The organism is Mycolicibacterium sp. SMGY-1XX (genome assembly GCF_059132455.1).
The window spans coordinates 2,033,483-2,050,538 of record NZ_CP101139.1 but is presented as its reverse complement, the minus strand read 5'-3'; the positions used below and the strand labels follow the sequence as shown (position 1 = coordinate 2,050,538).

18 protein-coding genes and 1 pseudogene are annotated in these 17,056 nt (G+C 66.8%); 14 read left to right on the top strand and 5 right to left on the bottom strand.

All coding sequences use genetic code 11. The features are described from left to right. Positions 1–23: 23 nt before the first annotated feature. The gene (locus NL241_RS10065; RefSeq protein WP_487691403.1) at positions 24–989 is read right to left on the bottom strand and encodes a 2OG-Fe(II) oxygenase family protein; all 966 of its coding nucleotides are present in this window, start codon (positions 987–989) and stop codon (positions 24–26) included. Between the two features lie 223 nt (positions 990–1,212). On the opposite strand from NL241_RS10065, the gene NL241_RS10060 reads away from it, so the two are divergent. After that, positions 1,213–2,199, top strand: coding sequence for a malate dehydrogenase (locus NL241_RS10060; protein WP_494397440.1), 987 nt, complete (start codon positions 1,213–1,215; stop codon positions 2,197–2,199). 39 nt (positions 2,200–2,238) lie between these two features. Here NL241_RS10060 and NL241_RS10055 read toward each other — a convergent pair whose 3' ends face one another. Then, entirely contained in the window at positions 2,239–2,781 is a 543-nt protein-coding gene (locus NL241_RS10055) for a nucleotidyltransferase family protein (RefSeq protein ID WP_494397439.1), read from the bottom strand. Positions 2,782–2,814: 33 nt separating this feature from the next. On the opposite strand from NL241_RS10055, the gene NL241_RS10050 reads away from it, so the two are divergent. The 5 genes from NL241_RS10050 (at position 2,815) to NL241_RS10030 (ending at position 7,404) form a co-directional block, all read left to right on the top strand. Further along, positions 2,815–4,731: a PbuX/PucJ/PucK family nucleobase permease gene (locus NL241_RS10050; protein ID WP_494397438.1), complete on the top strand. Its 1,917-nt coding sequence runs from the start codon at positions 2,815–2,817 to the stop codon at positions 4,729–4,731. Continuing rightward, positions 4,732–5,235: a 2-oxo-4-hydroxy-4-carboxy-5-ureidoimidazoline decarboxylase gene (uraD, locus tag NL241_RS10045; protein ID WP_487691395.1), complete on the top strand. Its 504-nt coding sequence runs from the start codon at positions 4,732–4,734 to the stop codon at positions 5,233–5,235. A 5-nt stretch (positions 5,236–5,240) separates the two neighbouring features. Continuing rightward, the gene (gene uraH / locus NL241_RS10040; RefSeq protein WP_487691394.1) at positions 5,241–5,564 is read left to right on the top strand and encodes a hydroxyisourate hydrolase; all 324 of its coding nucleotides are present in this window, start codon (positions 5,241–5,243) and stop codon (positions 5,562–5,564) included. 11 nt (positions 5,565–5,575) lie between these two features. Continuing rightward, complete coding sequence (hpxO, locus tag NL241_RS10035) at positions 5,576–6,757, top strand: FAD-dependent urate hydroxylase HpxO (RefSeq protein ID WP_494397437.1); 1,182 nt, start codon at positions 5,576–5,578, stop codon at positions 6,755–6,757. A 206-nt stretch (positions 6,758–6,963) separates the two neighbouring features. Further along, positions 6,964–7,404, top strand: a complete 441-nt coding sequence (locus NL241_RS10030) for an STAS domain-containing protein (RefSeq protein WP_494397436.1) — start codon at positions 6,964–6,966, stop codon at positions 7,402–7,404. On the opposite strand, the gene NL241_RS10025 is transcribed toward NL241_RS10030, so the two are convergent. Next, entirely contained in the window at positions 7,354–8,076 is a 723-nt protein-coding gene (locus NL241_RS10025; RefSeq protein ID WP_487691388.1) for an RNA polymerase sigma factor SigF, read from the bottom strand. The two genes, NL241_RS10030 and NL241_RS10025, sit on opposite strands and share 51 nt — an antisense overlap. A 77-nt stretch (positions 8,077–8,153) precedes the next feature. Continuing rightward, a complete protein-coding gene (locus tag NL241_RS10020) occupies positions 8,154–8,588 on the bottom strand; it encodes an ATP-binding protein (protein ID WP_487691386.1) in 435 nt (144 codons plus the stop codon). Between the two features lie 310 nt (positions 8,589–8,898). Between NL241_RS10020 and NL241_RS10015 the strand changes: the two genes are divergently transcribed. The 6 genes and pseudogenes from NL241_RS10015 (at position 8,899) to mbp1 (ending at position 12,602) form a co-directional block, all read left to right on the top strand. Beyond that, on the top strand, positions 8,899–9,915 hold the full coding sequence (locus NL241_RS10015; RefSeq protein ID WP_487691384.1) for a DNA topoisomerase IB: 1,017 nt from the start codon (positions 8,899–8,901) through the stop codon (positions 9,913–9,915). Between the two features lie 39 nt (positions 9,916–9,954). Continuing rightward, a complete protein-coding gene (locus NL241_RS10010) occupies positions 9,955–10,161 on the top strand; it encodes a hypothetical protein (RefSeq protein WP_487691382.1) in 207 nt (68 codons plus the stop codon). Next, positions 10,161–10,622: a hypothetical protein gene (locus tag NL241_RS10005; protein WP_487691380.1), complete on the top strand. Its 462-nt coding sequence runs from the start codon at positions 10,161–10,163 to the stop codon at positions 10,620–10,622. The genes NL241_RS10010 and NL241_RS10005 overlap by 1 nt, the downstream gene beginning before the upstream one ends. Continuing rightward, positions 10,622–11,616, top strand: a pseudogene (locus tag NL241_RS10000) (NRAMP family divalent metal transporter); the annotation flags it as partial. The gene NL241_RS10005 and the pseudogene NL241_RS10000, both read left to right, overlap by 1 nt. Before the next feature lie 473 nt (positions 11,617–12,089). Beyond that, entirely contained in the window at positions 12,090–12,347 is a 258-nt protein-coding gene (locus NL241_RS09995) for a DUF7218 family protein (RefSeq protein ID WP_487691378.1), read from the top strand. 15 nt (positions 12,348–12,362) lie between these two features. Next, on the top strand, positions 12,363–12,602 hold the full coding sequence (mbp1, locus tag NL241_RS09990) for a microaggregate-binding protein 1 (protein WP_487691376.1): 240 nt from the start codon (positions 12,363–12,365) through the stop codon (positions 12,600–12,602). A 191-nt stretch (positions 12,603–12,793) separates the two neighbouring features. Here mbp1 and NL241_RS09985 read toward each other — a convergent pair whose 3' ends face one another. After that, positions 12,794–13,201 (bottom strand): hypothetical protein, encoded by a 408-nt coding sequence (locus NL241_RS09985; protein WP_494397435.1) that lies wholly within the window; start codon positions 13,199–13,201, stop codon positions 12,794–12,796. A gap of 180 nt (positions 13,202–13,381) precedes the next feature. On the opposite strand from NL241_RS09985, the gene NL241_RS09980 reads away from it, so the two are divergent. Together NL241_RS09980 and NL241_RS09975 are read left to right on the top strand one after the other, a co-directional pair. Beyond that, the gene (locus NL241_RS09980; RefSeq protein ID WP_494397434.1) at positions 13,382–14,215 is read left to right on the top strand and encodes an FAD binding domain-containing protein; all 834 of its coding nucleotides are present in this window, start codon (positions 13,382–13,384) and stop codon (positions 14,213–14,215) included. Then, positions 14,212–16,941, top strand: coding sequence for a molybdopterin-dependent oxidoreductase (locus NL241_RS09975; RefSeq protein ID WP_494397433.1), 2,730 nt, complete (start codon positions 14,212–14,214; stop codon positions 16,939–16,941). Before NL241_RS09980 ends, NL241_RS09975 begins: the two co-directional genes overlap by 4 nt. Positions 16,942–17,056: the final 115 nt, after the last annotated feature.

The window sequence follows — 17,056 nt, the reverse complement described above, 5'->3', positions numbered from 1 at the left end:
GAGGTCTCCTGGGATGTAGGGGGTCACCTGGCCGCGGCGGCACGACGACCGAGTAGCCACTCGCTCATCCGGACCGATTCGGCGCTGTCGGTGGGGGGCGTGTCGGTGGAGAACGGGACGAGGGCGCGATCGTCGTTGGGGCGGAAGAAGAACGGGATCGACACTCGCGCGGTGCGGGACGAGGGGTGGTCCAGTGGTGATGCGGTGACCTCGTGGGGTACCGCCCACCACCGATCGCCGGTGAGGAACTGCATCAGTGCGCCGATGTTGACCAGGTAGGTGTCAGCCACCGGTGGAACGTCGAGCCAGCGGCCGTCACGGCACTGCATGCGCAGACCGCCACCCCCACCGTCATCCTGATACAGGATGGTGAACAGGGTGTCATCGCTGTGTACGGCGTTACGCGCACCGGTGTCCCCGTCGCGGGCGGCGGGATAGTAGTTGGCGGCCAGGTCGGCGAAGTTGCCCGCCGTGAGCGCCCGCCAATCTGCCAGGGGCACACCAAGAATGGTGGCCATCACTTCGCCGAGCAGCTGCGCCGAGTCCTGCATCTGGCGGTAGTAGGCGTGCCATGCGGTGGTGAACTCCGGCAGCCGCTGCGGCCAGAGTCCCTGGGCCGAGGCAGGGTCGGCGTGACCGAAGGCACCGTCTGGACCGGGCGTGGGCAGGCTCGCCGAGATGCGGGGGCCGATGTGGAACATCTGCTTGCGTTTCGCGGAGTCGTGCTCACCGTCTCCTGCCGGCCCGTCCCAGCCGATGTAGGGATTGCCGCCGGGATCCCGCAAGGCTTCCTTATCCTCCTGCGGCAGGTGGAAGAACTCCAGAGTGCGCTGGTAGACGTCGGCGAGCACCGACTCAGAGATCGGCAGTCCGGTCAGCGCGAAGGCACCGGCTTCGCGGCACACGGTGTCGAACTCGCGCAGAACGCCTGGGTGGTCACCGTCGCGGGCGGCGCCAACCAGGTCGGACAGGTCGAAATGCCGAATCATGAGGTCTCCGGTTTCGTGCGGGACAGGGGTTGGTATCGCTGTCATCTGCTTTGGATCCAAGACTGGATCCAAACTGTTGCCGTGGTGTTTCGCCTCCGTCCACGGCAGGTAAAGCCAGGTTCCGAGTGTGTTGCCCACTGCTGTGAGCTCGATCTCGACCGCCACCGCGCAGCGGGCCGGCCTGCCAGACTTGCGGGCGGAGCCCAGCCGACAGGAGTCAACGATGACCCGCCCTCAGGTAGTCGCCGTCACCGGCGCCGCAGGCAGTATCGGCTATGCGGCCTTATTCCGGATCGCCGCCGGCGCGATGCTCGGCCGCGACACCCCGGTGATCCTGCGTCTGGTCGAACTGCCCAGCGCGGTGCGTGCCGCCGAGGGCGTGGTGATGGAACTCGACGACGGTGCCTTCCCACTGTTGGCGGGCACCGAGATCCATGACGACCCGGTGCGGGCGTTCGACGGGGTGGACGTGGCCTTGCTGATCGGCTCCCGGCCCCGCACCAAAGGCATGGAGCGCGCCGATCTGCTGTCGGCCAACGCCGAGATCTTCGCCACCGCCGGGAAGGCGTTGAACAACGGCGCGGGCGATGATGTGCGGGTGTTGGTGGTCGGCAATCCCGCCAACACCAACGCTCTGGTGGCCGCCGCCCACGCCCCGGACATCCCCGCCGAGCGGTTCACCGCGTTGACCCGCTTGGACCACAACCGCGCCGTCGCGGCCATCTCGCGCCATGCCGGCGTGCCTGTCACCGAGATCTCGCAGATGACGATCTGGGGCAACCACTCCCCCACGCAGTACCCGGATCTGTTCCACGCGAAGGTCGGTGGCCGCTCCGGGGCTGACTACGCGGCTGACACCCACTGGCTGACAGACGATTTCATTCCGACGGTGGCCCGCCGCGGCACCGCGATCATCGAGGCGCGCGGCGCCAGTTCGGCGGCGTCGGCGGCCAACGGCGCCATCGACCACCTCGACGACTGGGTGCACGGCACCCCCGCCGATGACTGGACATCGGTGGCCTTGCCGTCGCCCGGGGTCTACGGCGTGGACGAGGGTCTGGTGTGCTCGTTCCCCTGCCGCGCGGTGGACGGGCGGTGGCAGATCGTCGAGGGCCTGGACATCAACGCCTTCTCTCGCGCCCGCATCGACGCCTCGGTGGCCGAGCTGCGCGAGGAACGCGATGCGGTGAAGGCGCTCGGACTGCTCTGAGTCGGCGCCACACGCCTGCACTGTCGCCCTCCGGCCCCGCTATCCATCCACCGGCACATCGATGTCCACGCCGGTCGCCAGGTCACCGCATTCGACCGCGACGACATCGGCGCGGTGGGCCAGGAACGCTCGCGCACCCTGGTCCCCGGACAAGCCGGCCCGCAACTCCGGCACGAGCGGGGCGGGAATCACCACCGGATGCCCCGGCCGCCCGTGGTACACCGCCCGGGCCAGTTCGGCACCCGAGGCCAGCACCCGTCGCACCACATCGGCACCGACGTCCGGGGTGTCCACCAGCTGGAGCACCACGCGGTCGGCGTCGGCTGCGGCGTCCAGCCCGGCCCGCAGCGAAACGCTCATCCCGTCGGCCCAGTCCGCGGCGATCACACTCCGTGCCGGCGCGGGCACGTCGACCACCGCGGCCCCCAGCACCACCACCACATCGTCACATCCACCGTCGGCGAGCGCCGCCACCGCGTTCTTCAGCCACAGCCCTTCTGCCGCAAGCACTTTCGGTCTCCCGAAGCGACTTCCGGCGCCGGCGGCAAGCAACACCCCGGCCACGCGCTGCGTTCTCGACATGCGAACATTGTCAACCTGTCCGATTCTTGGACGATGTCAGCCCCGGCTCCACTCCCGCCGATGCCCACCACCGGTAAGCGTGTGCACCCTGTCGACGACATGCTGCCGATCCCGAAGCTGGCCACCTACGGCTTCCAGCATGTGGTGGCGTTCTATGCCGGCGCGGTCCTGGTGCCCATCATCATCGCCGGCGCGGTGGGGTTGTCCCAGGAAGAGCTGGTCATGCTGATCACCGCTGACCTGTTCACCTGCGGTATCGCCTCGATCATCCAGGCCGTCGGGTTCTGGAAGATCGGTGTCCGCCTGCCGCTGCTGCAAGGCGTCACTTTCGCCGGGGTCTCTCCCATCATCGCCATCGGCCTGGCCAACGGCGGCGGCTCGGCGAGCATGGTCTACGTCTACGGCGCGGTGATCGTCGCGGGCATCTTCACCTTCCTGATCGCGCCGGTGTTCATCAAGCTGCTGAAATTCTTCCCACCGGTGGTCACCGGAACGCTGATCACCATCATCGGCCTGTGCCTGGTGCCGGTGGGCGCCATGGACGCGGTGACCAACCCGCACACCCACGAGCCCGATCCCGCGAACATCCGGTGGTTCCTCTACGCGCTGGGCACCATCGCGATCATCGTCGCGATCCAGCGGCTGTTCCGTGGCTTCCTGGCCACCATCGCGGTCCTGCTGGGGCTGGTCATCGGCTGTGCGGTGGCATATGCGTTGGGCGACATGAACTTCGACCGGGTAGGTGAAGCCTCGGCGGTGGGCTTCACCCCGCCGTTCCTGTTCGGCATGCCCAAATTCGACTTCGTGGCGTGCCTGACGATGATCATCGTGCTGATGATCACCGCGGTGGAGTCCACCGGTTCCACCATCGCCACCGGCGAGATCGTCGGCAAGCGTGTCAAGGCCTCCGATATCGGCAACGTGCTGCGCGCCGACGGTCTGGCCACCGCGATCGGCGGCGTCTTCAACTCTTTCCCCTACACCGCGTTCTCGGAGAACGTCGGGCTGGTGCGCCTGACCGGGGTCAAGAGCCGCTGGGTGGTGGCCGCCGCCGGTGTGTTCATGATCCTGCTGGGCTTCTTGCCGAAGGTCGCGGCCGTGGTGGCGTCCATCCCGAACCCGGTGCTGGGTGGTGCGGCGCTGACGTTGTTCGCCACCGTGGCCGTGGTGGGTATCCAGACGCTGGGCAAGGTGGACTTCACCGACCACCGCAACCTGATCATCGTCACCACCAGCCTGGCGTTGGCGTTGTGGGTGACGTCGTATCCCGATATCGCCCAGGGCATGCCGCCCGGTCTCGACCTGATCTTCGGCAGCGGTATCAGCATCGGCGCGGTGAGCGCGATCCTGCTCAACATCGTGTTCTTCCACACCGGTGGCCACGGTGCACGGGTGGCCGGCGGCGGCTCCATCACCCTCGACGAGGTCAACGCCATGACCAGAGAACGCTTCACCGAGGTGTTCGGGCATGTGGTCCAAGGTGTTCCGTGGGCGGTCGAGCGGGCCTTCGAGCAGCGGCCGTTCGCCGACACCAAGGCGCTGCGCGAGGCGTTCCAGGACGCGGTGCTGACCGGCTCACCCGAGCAGCAGACCGAACTGCTGAACGCGTTTCACGATCTGGGCGCCGAGGACGAGACCGGGCAGTCCCTCACCGTCGACCACGTGGCGTTGTCCAACCTCGACGACGACGATCACAACGACGTGGTGCAACTGGCGTCGGCGTACCGCGAACACTTCGGGTTCCCGTTGATCATCTGCGCGCGGGAGACCGAGCACTTCGATCGGGTGCTCAAGAACGGGTGGTCGCGGATGGACAACTCACCTGCCGCCGAGCGGGCTTTCGCCCTCATCGAGGTCGAGAAGATCGCCAATTACCGGTTCCAGGACCTGGTGGCCGATGCCAATCCCATTGCGGCCGCCCGGTTCAGCCGGTTGAACGAACTCCAGTAGATGCCGAGTCTCGACGCCTTCAATGCCATGACCGAGCGGCAGCGGATGCATCTGCTGTTCGGTGTCTGTTCCTCGACCATCTGGGCGCGCCGGGTACTCGCCGGCACACCGTTTCGCGATGTCGACGCCCTGCTGGACCGCGCGGACCGGGTGCTGGCCGAATTACCCGATGCCGAGATCGACGCCGCACTCGACGGCCATCCCCGCATCGGAGCGCGCCCCGACAACCCCTCCTCGGCGCGCGAGCAGGCTGCCGTGGCCACCGCCGCCGACGCGGTGAAAGCCGAACTGGCAGTGAAGAATCAGGAATACGACCAGAAGTTCGGGTACGTGTACCTGGTGTGCGCCAGCGGTCGGTCCGCCGAGGAACTGCTCGACATTCTCACCGAACGCCTCGACAACGATCCCGACACCGAACGGCGGGTGATGCGCAGTGAACTGGCGAAGATCAACCGGCTGAGGTTGGAGCGGCTGTTCAACGAGCCGGAGACCCAGGCAGGATGACGCCCATGACTCATGTGAGCACCCACGTCCTCAACGCCGTGACCGGCCGGCCCGGCGCCGGCGTGGCCGTCACCCTGACCGATTCGGCGGGAGTGCTGCTGGCCCATGCCCTCACCGACGATGACGGCCGCGTCACCAGTCTCACCGACGCCGAACTGACCGGCATCTACCGGCTCACGTTCGACACCGCAAGCTATTTCGCCGCCCAGGCGGTCGTCGGGTTCTACCCGGAGGTCACCATCTCCTTCGAGGTCACCGACTCCGCAGGCAGGTATCACGTTCCCTTGCTGCTGTCGCCGTACGCCTATTCCACCTACCGGGGAAGTTGAGGAAGGACCACGTGAAAGCGATCGTCATCGGCGCGGGTATGGGCGGGATGAGCGCAGCAATCGCGTTGCGCCAGATCGGAATCGACACCGAGGTATACGAACGGGTCACCGAGAACAAACCTGTCGGCGCCGCGATCTCGGTGTGGTCCAACGGCGTCAAGTGCCTCAACTACCTGGGGCTCGAGCAGCAGACGGCCGCGCTCGGCGGGATCGTGAACTCGATGAGCTACCTCGACGGGCACACCGGTGAGACGATGTGCCGATTTTCGATGCAGCCGCTGATCGACGAGGTGGGCCAGCGGCCCTACCCGATCGCCCGCGCCGAACTGCAGCTGATGTTGATGGAAGCCTACGGTCTCGACGACATCCGCTTCGGGATGAGGATGGTCTCCGTCGAAGACGGTCCCGACGCCGCGTCGGCGACGTTCGCCGACGGTACGACCGCCTCGGCCGACTTCATCATCGGCGCCGACGGCGCCGGCTCGATCACCCGCGAGTACGTGCTGGGCGGTCCGGTGTCGCGTCGTTACGCCGGGTACGTGAACTTCAACGGCCTGGTGGACACCGACGACGGCATCGGCCCTGCCACCGAGTGGACCACCTATGTCGGTGACGGCAAACGGGTTTCGGTGATGCCCGTCGGGGGCAACGGTAATGCCGGCGGCCGGTTCTACTTCTTCTTCGACGTGGTGGAACCGCAAGGCGCACAGTACGAGCGGGGTAGCGCCCGTGAGGTGCTGCGCAGCCACTTCGCCGGCTGGGCTCCGGGTGTGCAGCTGCTCATCGACAAGCTCGATCCGATGACCACCAACCGCGTCGAGATCCTGGACCTCGATCCGTTCCACACCTGGGTCAAGGGCAGGGTCGCGGTGCTGGGCGACGCCGCCCACAACACCACCCCCGACATCGGCCAGGGCGGATGCTCGGCGATGGAGGACGCGGTGGCCCTGCAGTGGGCGTTCAAAGACCATCCCGGCGACGTGCACGCGGCCTTGACCGCCTACCAGCAGGCACGGGCCGAACGGGCCGGCGACCTGGTGCTGCGCGCCCGTAAGCGCTGCGATGTAACTCACGCAAAGGATCCCGAGGTCACCGCGCAGTGGTACGACGAGCTGCGCAACGAGGACGGCACCAACATCATCCGCGGAATCGTCGGCAACATCATGGGCGGTCCCGTCACACCTGTCCGCTGAGATGTCGAAACAGCAAAACTGTGAGGGTGTGGTGAAGACGCCGAGATCGTTGTCGGAGCCATGGCTCAGGCGTAAGGTCGGCACCAGGTTGAGTTCACAGCCGAAACCGGAGACGTCAAACCGGCGAGGTGGGTAGCACCTATCCGTGAGGGCTTCGAGAACGTGAGCATTTGACGCGACCCGCGCCAGCAACTGATGGGGTCATGATGTCCACTGCAGCAACCACACAATCATTCACCGACTCACTTCGCCGGACGGCAGGTGCTGCTGTCAGCCATGTCGACGGTTATGTGATCGTCACCGCCGACGGCGAGATCGACGCGTCCAACGCGGACGCGTTCGTCACCTACGTGCTGCCCCACCTGGACGGCCCCACCCCGTTGGTGGTGGATCTGACACGGCTCAAATTCCTTGCCACAGCCGGGGTTTCGACGCTGCACACCATGAACACCAGGTGCGCCGACAACAAGGCGCGGTGGGCGGTCGCGGCAGGCGGCGCGGTGGCCCGGATCCTGCGGATCTGCGATCCCGAGGGAGTCCTTCCCGTCGTCACCACCGTGGCGTCCGCGAAGCGGCTGATCGGCGGCGACGTCGAGTTACTCGAGTTGATCCCGGAGCCGGGTCAGCGCGCGGGCGAGCAGCCGTGACACGTGCATCTGCGAAACCCCGATGCGCTCGGCGATCTGCGTCTGCGTCAGCGACTCGAAGAACCTGAGCACCACCACGGTGCGCTCACGCTCGGGCAGCGATTCCAACAGCGGCCGCAGCGCCTCGCGGTTCTCGATCTGATCCAGGGAAAGGTCGACATCCCCGAGGGTGTCGGCGATGGCCGGGGCATCTTCGTTGCCGCTGCCGCCGCTGTCGATGGACAAGGTGTTGTACGAGCTGCCCGCCACCAGGCCCTCGACCACTTCGTCACGGTCCATGCCGAGTTCGGCGGCCAGCTCGGTGGGCGTCGGTGCACGGCCCAGCCGCTGCGAGAGTTCGGCAGTGGCGCTGCCCAGCCGCAGATGCAGTTCCTTGAGCCGGCGCGGCACCTTCACCGACCAGCTGTTGTCACGGAAGTGGCGCCGGACCTCGCCCATGATCGTGGGCACGGCGAAGGAGACGAAATCGGACCCGGCGTTGACATCGAACCGGATCACGGCGTTCACCAAACCCACTCGCGCGACCTGCACCAGGTCATCGCGCGGCTCCCCACGCCCGTCGAAACGGCGGGCGATGTGGTCGGCCAGCGGGAGGCACCGTTCGACGATGCGGTCCCGCTGACGCTGAAATGCCGCGGAGCCTTCGCTCAGTTCCGCCAACTTCCGGAACATCTCCGGTACGTCGGCATATTCAGAACTCGATCGCGAAGCTCCGGTGCGCGAGGCCGACCCTTGCGAACCTGGGGACGTCACCGTGCCGGACTCACTCGTCTCGTCGTCAGCGAGATGCCGAACACGGGGTCCAGCCCGGCATCTGCTCCGTTGCGGAACGTGCTCACGTCATCGGTGAGCGAGGTGAGTACGTGCCAGCTGAAGCTGCCCGGTGTCAGGATGTCCTCGGCTGCCGAGGTGGTGGACACATCGACCACCAGTTCGTTGGGCCGTGGGTCGATGACCAACACCAACGTGCCGTCTTTGGCGGCTGACTTGATCAGCCGGGTGCAGGCCTCGTCGACCGCCAACCGCAGATCGGCCACCGCGTCGAGATCCAGATCCTCGAACGTCCCGATCGCTCCGATCACGGTGCGCACCACAGCGAGGTTCTCCAGCTGCGCGTTGATGCGCAGCTCGACAGCCTTGGGGCTGCGGGCGATCGCGTCAGCGGAACTTTCGGCATCGAACATGTACTGGCCTCCCGGCAATATCGCACCGAGACTACCCCAGCGTGCAGCCCAACTAACCATTGCGCTGCCCTTCGCCGCTGCGGTGTCGGAGGCGGGAGCCGCGACGCACTGCGGGCACTGCGGTGCGCCCGAAGGCCGGCCGGGAGCCGGCTGCCGTTGGTGCAGTTCTCGATGAAGTCATGGTGACCGCTTCTCTACCCGCACCCACCGAGAAATCAAACGTTGATGTGACCAACCCGTTGCCGGGTGTGAACGACGCTGACCCGGGGTATCAGCCGCCCGTGAGACCACGTCCGACTGGGGCCCGGCGATGCGACTTCGGCGCAGCGTAGTAACCGGCCCTGGTATCAGGCGGGTCCGGCGCGGCAAGGGGTTCTCCTACTACGGACCCGGCGACGAACTCATCACCGATGACAAGACGCTGGCCCGCATCAAGGAGTTGGTCATCCCGCCCGCCTGGAAGAAGGTGTGGATCAGCACCCACCCAAGTGGCCATATCCAAGCCGTCGGCACCGATGTGGCGGGCCGGCGTCAATACCTGTACCACCAGCGGTGGCAGGAAGAGCGCAGCGAGGAGAAGTTCGATCGCGTACTCGAAATGTCGAAGGCATTGCCGCAGTGGCGCACTCAGCTCGTTCACGACCTCGACAGCCGGGGCCTCACCCGGGCCCGGGTGATCGCACTGGCTCTGCGGATGCTCGACCGCGGCTACTTCCGGGCCGGCGGCGAAACCTACGCCGAGGACAACAACTCCTACGGTGTGGCCACCTTGCTCTGCGAGCACGTCACCGTCAGACGCGACGCGGTGTACTTCGACTATCCCGCCAAGAGCGGCGTCCAACGGCAGTGGGAGGTGGACGACCCCGCCATCGTGGGCACCGTCCGGGCCTTGATGCGCCGCGAGGAACGCAGTGACCGCCTCCTGGTGTGTCGCACCTCGTCCGGCTGGGCGGATGTCCACGCCGACGACCTCAACACCCGCTTCAAGGAGATGGTCGGCGACGAGTACAGCGTCAAGGATCTGCGGACGTGGCACGGCACCGTGCTGGCCGCGGCGGCCTTCGTCGATGCCGATCCCCCGTCGTCGGAGCGAGCGAACAAGAAGATCGTCTCGGCCGTGATGAAGGAGGTCTCCGCAGAACTCGGCAACACTCCGGCGGTCGCCCGCAGTTCGTATGTGGACCCGCGGGTGGTCACCGCCTACGAGAACGGGCTGACCATCGCGGCCGCCGCCAGGCGGGCCGGGAAGGCACGTGACGACGATAAGGCACAGGCCATCGTGGAAGGTGCCACCGCACGCATGATCCGCAAAGTCGCGAAGAGCTGAACCTGTTTTCCCGGGCGCCGGGCGGGTAATCCGGTCGTCATGTATGACGACGCTTTCTCCGACGGTGCGCCCTTCCCGGACGACGTCCCGGTCGACGATGCCGTCGAACAGCAGCAACCGACCGCAGACCTGGTTCCCGACGAGGGCCTCGCCGACACCCCCACCCCGCTCGAAAGCGACCCGAGCGACTGGCAGGAACAACACCAGGCGCTCGACGATGTGGATCCCGACGAAGAAAGACGGTAATGGCCCGCGGGGGACCTCGGCCGGCGATCCGGATTGCCGTGGGGATCGCCGCGATGGTCGCCATGCTCGCCTTCATCCTGACGGCGTGCCCCAGTAACCGCGACGGGATGCCGGGCCGGCTGGCACAGGCGCAGGAGGAAACCGAATCCGCGGCTCGCTCCGGCGCCGTGGCCCTGGACCTGTGGGCCCGAGGCCGCTCGACGCAGCATCTGACTGCCGTGCAACTCAGCGACGCCCGCGACAACGTCATCTCGGCGTACGACGGGATCTCGGAACTGCGCGCGGAAGACCCCGCCGACGTGCAGCGGCAGCGATACCTGGCCCAGGCGATGACCGATATCGCCGCGCAACTCAACTCCGCCAACGCCGCGGTCCGCGCTCTGGCGGCGCAGCCTCCGCCGCAGGACCTGCAGCGTGAGCTCACCGCCGCAGCAGAGGCGTTGGCGCGCGACTACCGCTGATGAAGCGGCTCTTCGCCGTCGCCCTGGGGATCCTGACCGCGATCGGCGGATTTATCGACATCGGCGACATGGTCACCAACGCCATCGTCGGATCGCGGTTCGGCTTGGCGCTCGCGTGGGTGGTTCCCGTAGGTGTGCTCGGTATCTGCCTGTTCGCGCACAGGTCGGGGAAGGTGGCGGCAGTCAGCGGACGGGCCACCTTCGAGATCATCCGGGAACGACTGGGCCCACGCACCGCGGGCGCGAATCTGCTGGCGTCGTTCTTCATCAGCCTGATGACCGTGACCGCCGAGATAGGCGGTGTGGCGCTGGCACTGCAACTGGCCACCGATGTGGGTCCAGCCCTGTGGTTTCCGGTCGCGGCATTCGGGGTGTGGGTGGTGATCTGGCAGTGAAGTTCACGGTGATGGAGAACATCACCGGCCTGCTGGGGTTGACGTTGATGGTGTTCGCGGTGGCGGTGGTGATGTTGTCGCCGAACTGGTCGGAGCTGGGCCGGCAGATGATGGCTCCGCAGATTCCGGAGACCGAATCCGAAGCCACCTACTGGTAGTTCGCCGTGGCGCTGTTCGGCGCGGCAATGACGCCCTACGAGGTGTTCTTCTTCTCCTCCGGCGCCGTGGAGGAGCGCTGGACCGTCAAAGACCTCAGCACCTCCCGGCTCAACGTCATGGTCGGTTTCCCGCTGGGCGGCATCCTGTCCATCGCGATCGCCGCGTGCGCGGCAATCGTGTTGTTGCCCAGCGGTATCGAGGTGTCGTCGCTGTCGCAGGTCGTCATGCCGGTGGTGGCCGCCGGCGGTCAGTTGGCGCTGGCGTTCGCGATCATCGGTATTGTGGCGGCCACGTTCGGGGCTGCGCTGGAGACGACGTTGTCGTCGGGGTACACGGTGGCACAATTCCTGGGCTGGACCTGGGGCAAGTTCCGAAAGCCCGCCGAGGCCGCCCGCTTTCACGTCCTGATGATCGTCGTGCTGGTGACCGGTGCGGCAGTCCACAACACATCGTCGGGCGGATTCCGGGAGGCCGGCATGCTGGCGAGTGAACTCCTGGGCCTGCCCGTCGAGGACTCGTCCGGTCGCGGCATCGGGACGGTGATCGATGTGCGACTGGTGGTAGACGGTGATCTGCACCACGATCCCGGCCAGCCGCGCGTGATGGGTCTGGTGGTGAGCCCGCGCACCCGGAGCTCCTATCTCGGCTACGAACGAACCGGGGTGAAACACCCTGTCCTGCTGCAGAAACTGTTGTGCTGGCGGCACCGCGGTACCTTCGTGTGCGCGTGGTCCGACATCACCCGGATCGACCGCGAGCGGGTGTCTCTGCGGTCGAACTTCACCCGTTACTCGCCCCTGCTGCGGACCTGAGAACCCACTGTCACCTGTTTCAGTTTTTTGCGGCTTGGGAACCCTGACCTCGTGGGGGAAGAAACCTGAATGTCACCCACATCAACAGCTAGGAGGTAGAGATGCCGAATTCATCGATCAAGGACGAGGGTCTCTACGAAGACCTGCGCAAGCAGGGCAACTCCAAGGAGAAAGCGGCCCGGATCTCCAATGCTGCTGCGGCCAAGGGCCGTTCGAGTGTGGGCAAGAAGGGTGGCAAGTCCGGCGCTTACGAAGGTTGGACGGTCTCCGAGCTCAGGAAGAGGGCCAAAGAGCTTGGTGTATCCGGGTATTCGGATAAGAAGAAAGACCAGCTCGTGGATCTGCTCCGTAACCATTGAGGAAAGGGAAACAACATGGCTGAGAACAACAGCGGACCCGAAGAAGGCGTCAAGGGTGTCGTCGAGGACGTCAAGGGCAAGGCTAAGGAAGTCGTCGGCACGGTCACCGGCCGCGACGATCTGATCAACGAGGGCAAGGCTCAGCAGGACAAGGCCGAAGCCCAGCGCGAGGCGGCCAAGAAAGAAGCCGAAGCCGAGGCTGCGCGCGGTGGCGCCAAGGCTGCCGAGAAGCGCCAAGAAGCGTTCCAACGCTGACCTGAAATCTCACAGAAAATCCCGGCGGTGTTCCGCCGGGATTTTCTTGTGCCCTGCACCGGACCGCGCACATGGGTGCCAGAATGCGGCCGCGGCGGCGGCGTCGTCGCCACCGCCGCGGGCGGGATTCATGAACAGGTGCGGCACACAGCCGCGAAGGGGTGGTCGGAGAGCGTGGATACTCGGAGCGGTCAGCCTCCGAGTGCGGGTCCGGCAACCGCCGGGAAACCCATCGCCAACGTCACCAACATGACCGTGAAGAGGAACCAGCCGGCGCCCTGCCAGCTCCAGAACTCGCCGCGTGCGCGCCACGCCCGGTACGTGCAGACGAACGCCCAGATGGCACCTGCGAGCAGGATCATCGGGGCGCCGAGGCCGAGGATGGTGCGTTGCGGAACACCGCATGCGGCCGTGTCCACATCCGTGGACTCGGTGCACGTACTCACCCACAGAGCCGCCACGACCAGGAACACCAGACCAGCCGCTGCGGTCGCTGCTGCGAACCGCACCGCGCCGCCGACACCCTGATCGACCGGCCCGCCCTCGTCATAGCGAGGAACAGCGCCGAAATGCGCCTCTGACCTGCGCGTGACTGCCATGTCGTTCCTTTCCGGTGCTCACCTTTACCCGCCCCGCCGGAAATCAAAACGTGCGTTGTTGAATTTATCGGATTGTGCCTGTGTCGGGGGCCTGAATGAGACGTTGTTACTGGTATACGTCGCAGGTCGCACCGCTGCGCCCGCGCTGCGAGGGGCCGTTTGCTTGATTAGCGTTACGGGATGGACCTCAACACCGTCGAGGCCGTCGACATCCCCACCACGCGCGACGACCTCTGGCCCCTCGGCGCCCGGGACGCCGTCTTGGCCGGAGGCACCTGGTTGTTCTCCGAACCTCAGGTGGGGTTGCGGCGTCTGGTCGACATCACCCGACTGGGCTGGGCGCCGGTGGTGATGACCGATGACGGGGTGCAACTTTCCGCCACCTGCACCATCGACCGGGTCGCCCGGCTGAGTGAGGAACTGGCCGTCGACCATCCCGATTGGGCCGCCGCTCCGCTGCTGCGGCAGTGCTGCGAGGCGTTGTTGGCGTCGTTCAAGATCTGGCGCAGCGCCACCGTCGGCGGCAATGTGGCGCTGTCCTTCCCGGCCGGTGCCATGATTTCGCTGCTGTCCGCATTCGACGGATCGGTGACCGTGTGGCGGGCCGACGGCTCCGAGTACACGATGCCGATCACGGAATTCGTCACGGGTAACACCACCAACATGCTCACCGTCGGCGACGTCATCCGCGCGGTGGACATCCCGGCTTCGGCGCTGCGCGCGTCGACGGCATTCCGCAAGCTGGCGCCCTCCCCGCTGGGCCGGTCGGGCATCGTGGTGATCGGGCGCCGCGACAGCGGCGCCGACGGCGGCCGGTTCGTTCTGTCGATCACCGCGGCAACGGTGCGCCCATACGTGTTCGGGTTCTCTGCCGTCCCGTCCGACGACGAGTTGGCGGCGGTGCACGCCACCATCGCTCCCGACGCATGGACGCTCGACGCACACGGCGATCCCGATTGGCGGCGCGGCGTCACGCTGCGGCTGGCCGAGCAGGTCTGTGCGGAACTGCGGTGACCATACGTATCAACGGCTGCCCCGCGACGGCCGCGCCGAGGCCGGGGCAATGCCTGCGCACCTTCCTTCGCGACACCGGGCATTTCGAGGTCAAGAAGGGCTGCGACGCCGGTGACTGCGGAGCCTGCTCGGTCCTGGTGGACGGGCAGCCGGTGCATTCGTGCGTATACCCGGCGTTTCGGGCCGACGACTGCGACGTCACCACCGTCGCCGGGCTCGGCACCCCGCAGGATCTGCATCCGGTGCAACGGAAGTTCCTCGAGGCGGCGGGTTTCCAGTGTGGGTTCTGCACCGCGGGGATGGTGACCACCACCGCCGCGCTGTCCGAGGCCCAGCTCGCCGACCTGCCCAGCAGCCTGAAGGGAAACCTGTGCCGCTGCACGGGGTACCGGGCCATCACCGACGCCATCGCCGGGCGCGCCCAAATCGAGAAACCAGCCGAGGGTGCTGACGTGGGGCGGTCGGTGGGCGCGCCCGCCGGTGTCGGGGTGGTCACCGGAACCGAGCAGTACACCATGGATTTCGACATGCCGGGGCTGCTGCACATGGCCGTGCTGGCCAGTCCGGTGGCACACGCCCGCATCCGCTCCGTCGACACGTCGGTGGCCGAGTCCATCGAGGGTGTCCGGTTGGTGCTGACCCATCACGACAGTCCCGCAGTGGCGTTCTCCACCGCCCGCCATCAAAGTCGCCTCGACGATCCCGACGACACCCGGGTGCTCGACGACACCGTGCGATTCCTCGGCCAGCGGGTGGCGGCCGTGGTCGCCGACGATCCGGGCACCGCGGAGAAGGCATGCCGCGCCATCGTCGTCGACTACGAGGTGTTGCCCGCGGTCTTCGACCCCGAAGCCGCCCGTCGCCCCGGCGCTCCCCTGGTGCACGACGGGAAGGGACCGGAGAGCCGGATCACCGACCCGTCGCGCAACATCGTGTCCGAATTGCACGGCGGTGTCGGCGATCTCGATGCCGGGTTGACGACTGCGCGGAGCCGCGGGGGCACCGTGGTCACTGGGCGGTGGCACACCCAGCGGGTGCAGCACAGTCACCTGGAGACCCACGGCTGCACCGGCTGGCGCGATGAGGACGGCCGGCTGGTGATCCGCAGCAGCACCCAGGTGCCGTTCCTGGTGCGCGACGAGCTGTGCCATGTGTTCGGGCTGGACCGCGAACAGGTGCAGGTGTTCACCAAACGTGTCGGCGGCGGATTCGGCGGAAAACAGGAGATGCTGACCGAGGACCTGGTGGCACTCGCCGTGTTACGGCTGGGCGCGCCGGTGCGCTACGAGTTCAGCCGCAGTGACCAATTCACCGTCGCGCCATGCCGGCATCCGTTCCGCATCGACGTGACGGTGGCCGCCGGCGCCGACGGCATCTTGACCGCGCTGGGCGTCGACGTGCTCATCGATGCGGGCGCCTACGGCAACCACACACCGGGGGTGATGTTCCACGGCTGCGGGGAGTCGATAGCGCTGTATCGCTGCGCGAACAAGCGGGTGGACGCGCAGGCCGTCTACACCAACAACCTGCCGTCGGGGGCGTTCCGCGGTTATGGGCTCTCGCAGATGATCTTCGCCGTCGAATCGGCGATCGACGAGCTGGCCTCGGAATTGGGGATCGACCCGTTCGAGATGCGCCGGCGCAACGTGGTGGTGCCCGGAGATGACTTCGTCGACTCCCACGTCTCCCGCGATGACCTGGCGTTCGGCAGTTACGGGCTGGATCAGTGCCTGGATCTGGTGCAGGCCGCGCTGGATTCGGGTGCGGGCGCCGATGCGCCGGCCGGCCCGCAATGGCGCGTCGGTGTCGGTATGGCGGCGTCGATGATCGCGACCATCCCGCCGCGCGGGCACTTCGCCGACGCCCGGGTCTCGGTGTCAGCCGACGGCGAGTACACCCTGGCGGTGGGCACTGCGGAGTTCGGAAACGGGACGTCGACGGTGCACACACAACTGGCCGCCACGGAACTGCGCACCACAGCCGACCGAATTGTCCTGCGGCAGGCCGATACCGACGCCGCCGGGTATGACACCGGCGCCTTCGGTTCGGCGGGCACGGTGGTGGCGGGCACAGCGGTTCAGCATGCCTGCACGGACCTGCGGACCCGGCTCATCGAGCTGGCATCGGCACTGGCCGGGGTTTCCGGCGATACCTGCGATCTCGGCCCGAACGGCGTGCAGTGCGGTGAGCGTTTCGTCGCTTTCGCCGAACTGCTGGAGGCGGGGCCCCTGGTCGGCATCGGCCACCACGATGGCACGCCGCGATCGGTGGCGTTCAATGTGCACGGGTTCCGCGTGGCGGTCGACACCGACACCGGTGTGGTGCGCATCCTGCAGAGTGTGCAGGCCGCCGACGCCGGTGTGGTGATCAACCCCCAGCAGTGCCGGGGTCAAGTGGAAGGCGGTGCCGCCCAGGCGATCGGCGGTGCACTCTACGAGGAGATGCTGCTCGGCCCGCAGGGCGTCGTGACCAATGCAACGTTGCGGAACTATCACATCCCGCAACTGGCCGACGTGCCCGTGACCGAGGTGCTGTTCGCCGACACCTTCGACCGGATGGGCCCGATGGGCGCCAAGTCGATGAGTGAATCGCCCTACAACCCGGTGGCTCCGGCGCTGGCCAACGCCATCCGCCACGCCACCGGGGTGCGGTTGCACCAGTTGCCGATGACGCCGGCCCGGGTGTGGCGGGCGCTGACCGGCAACGACAAGTCAGTTGTTGGCTGAGGGTGGCTGTGGTTCGAGCGCGGGGAACATCCCGGCATCGGCCAAAGATGTTGCGGAAGACGTGAACCCATCAAAACAGCAGGGGTGTGACAGACCCGGGCCCAGAACACAGCGG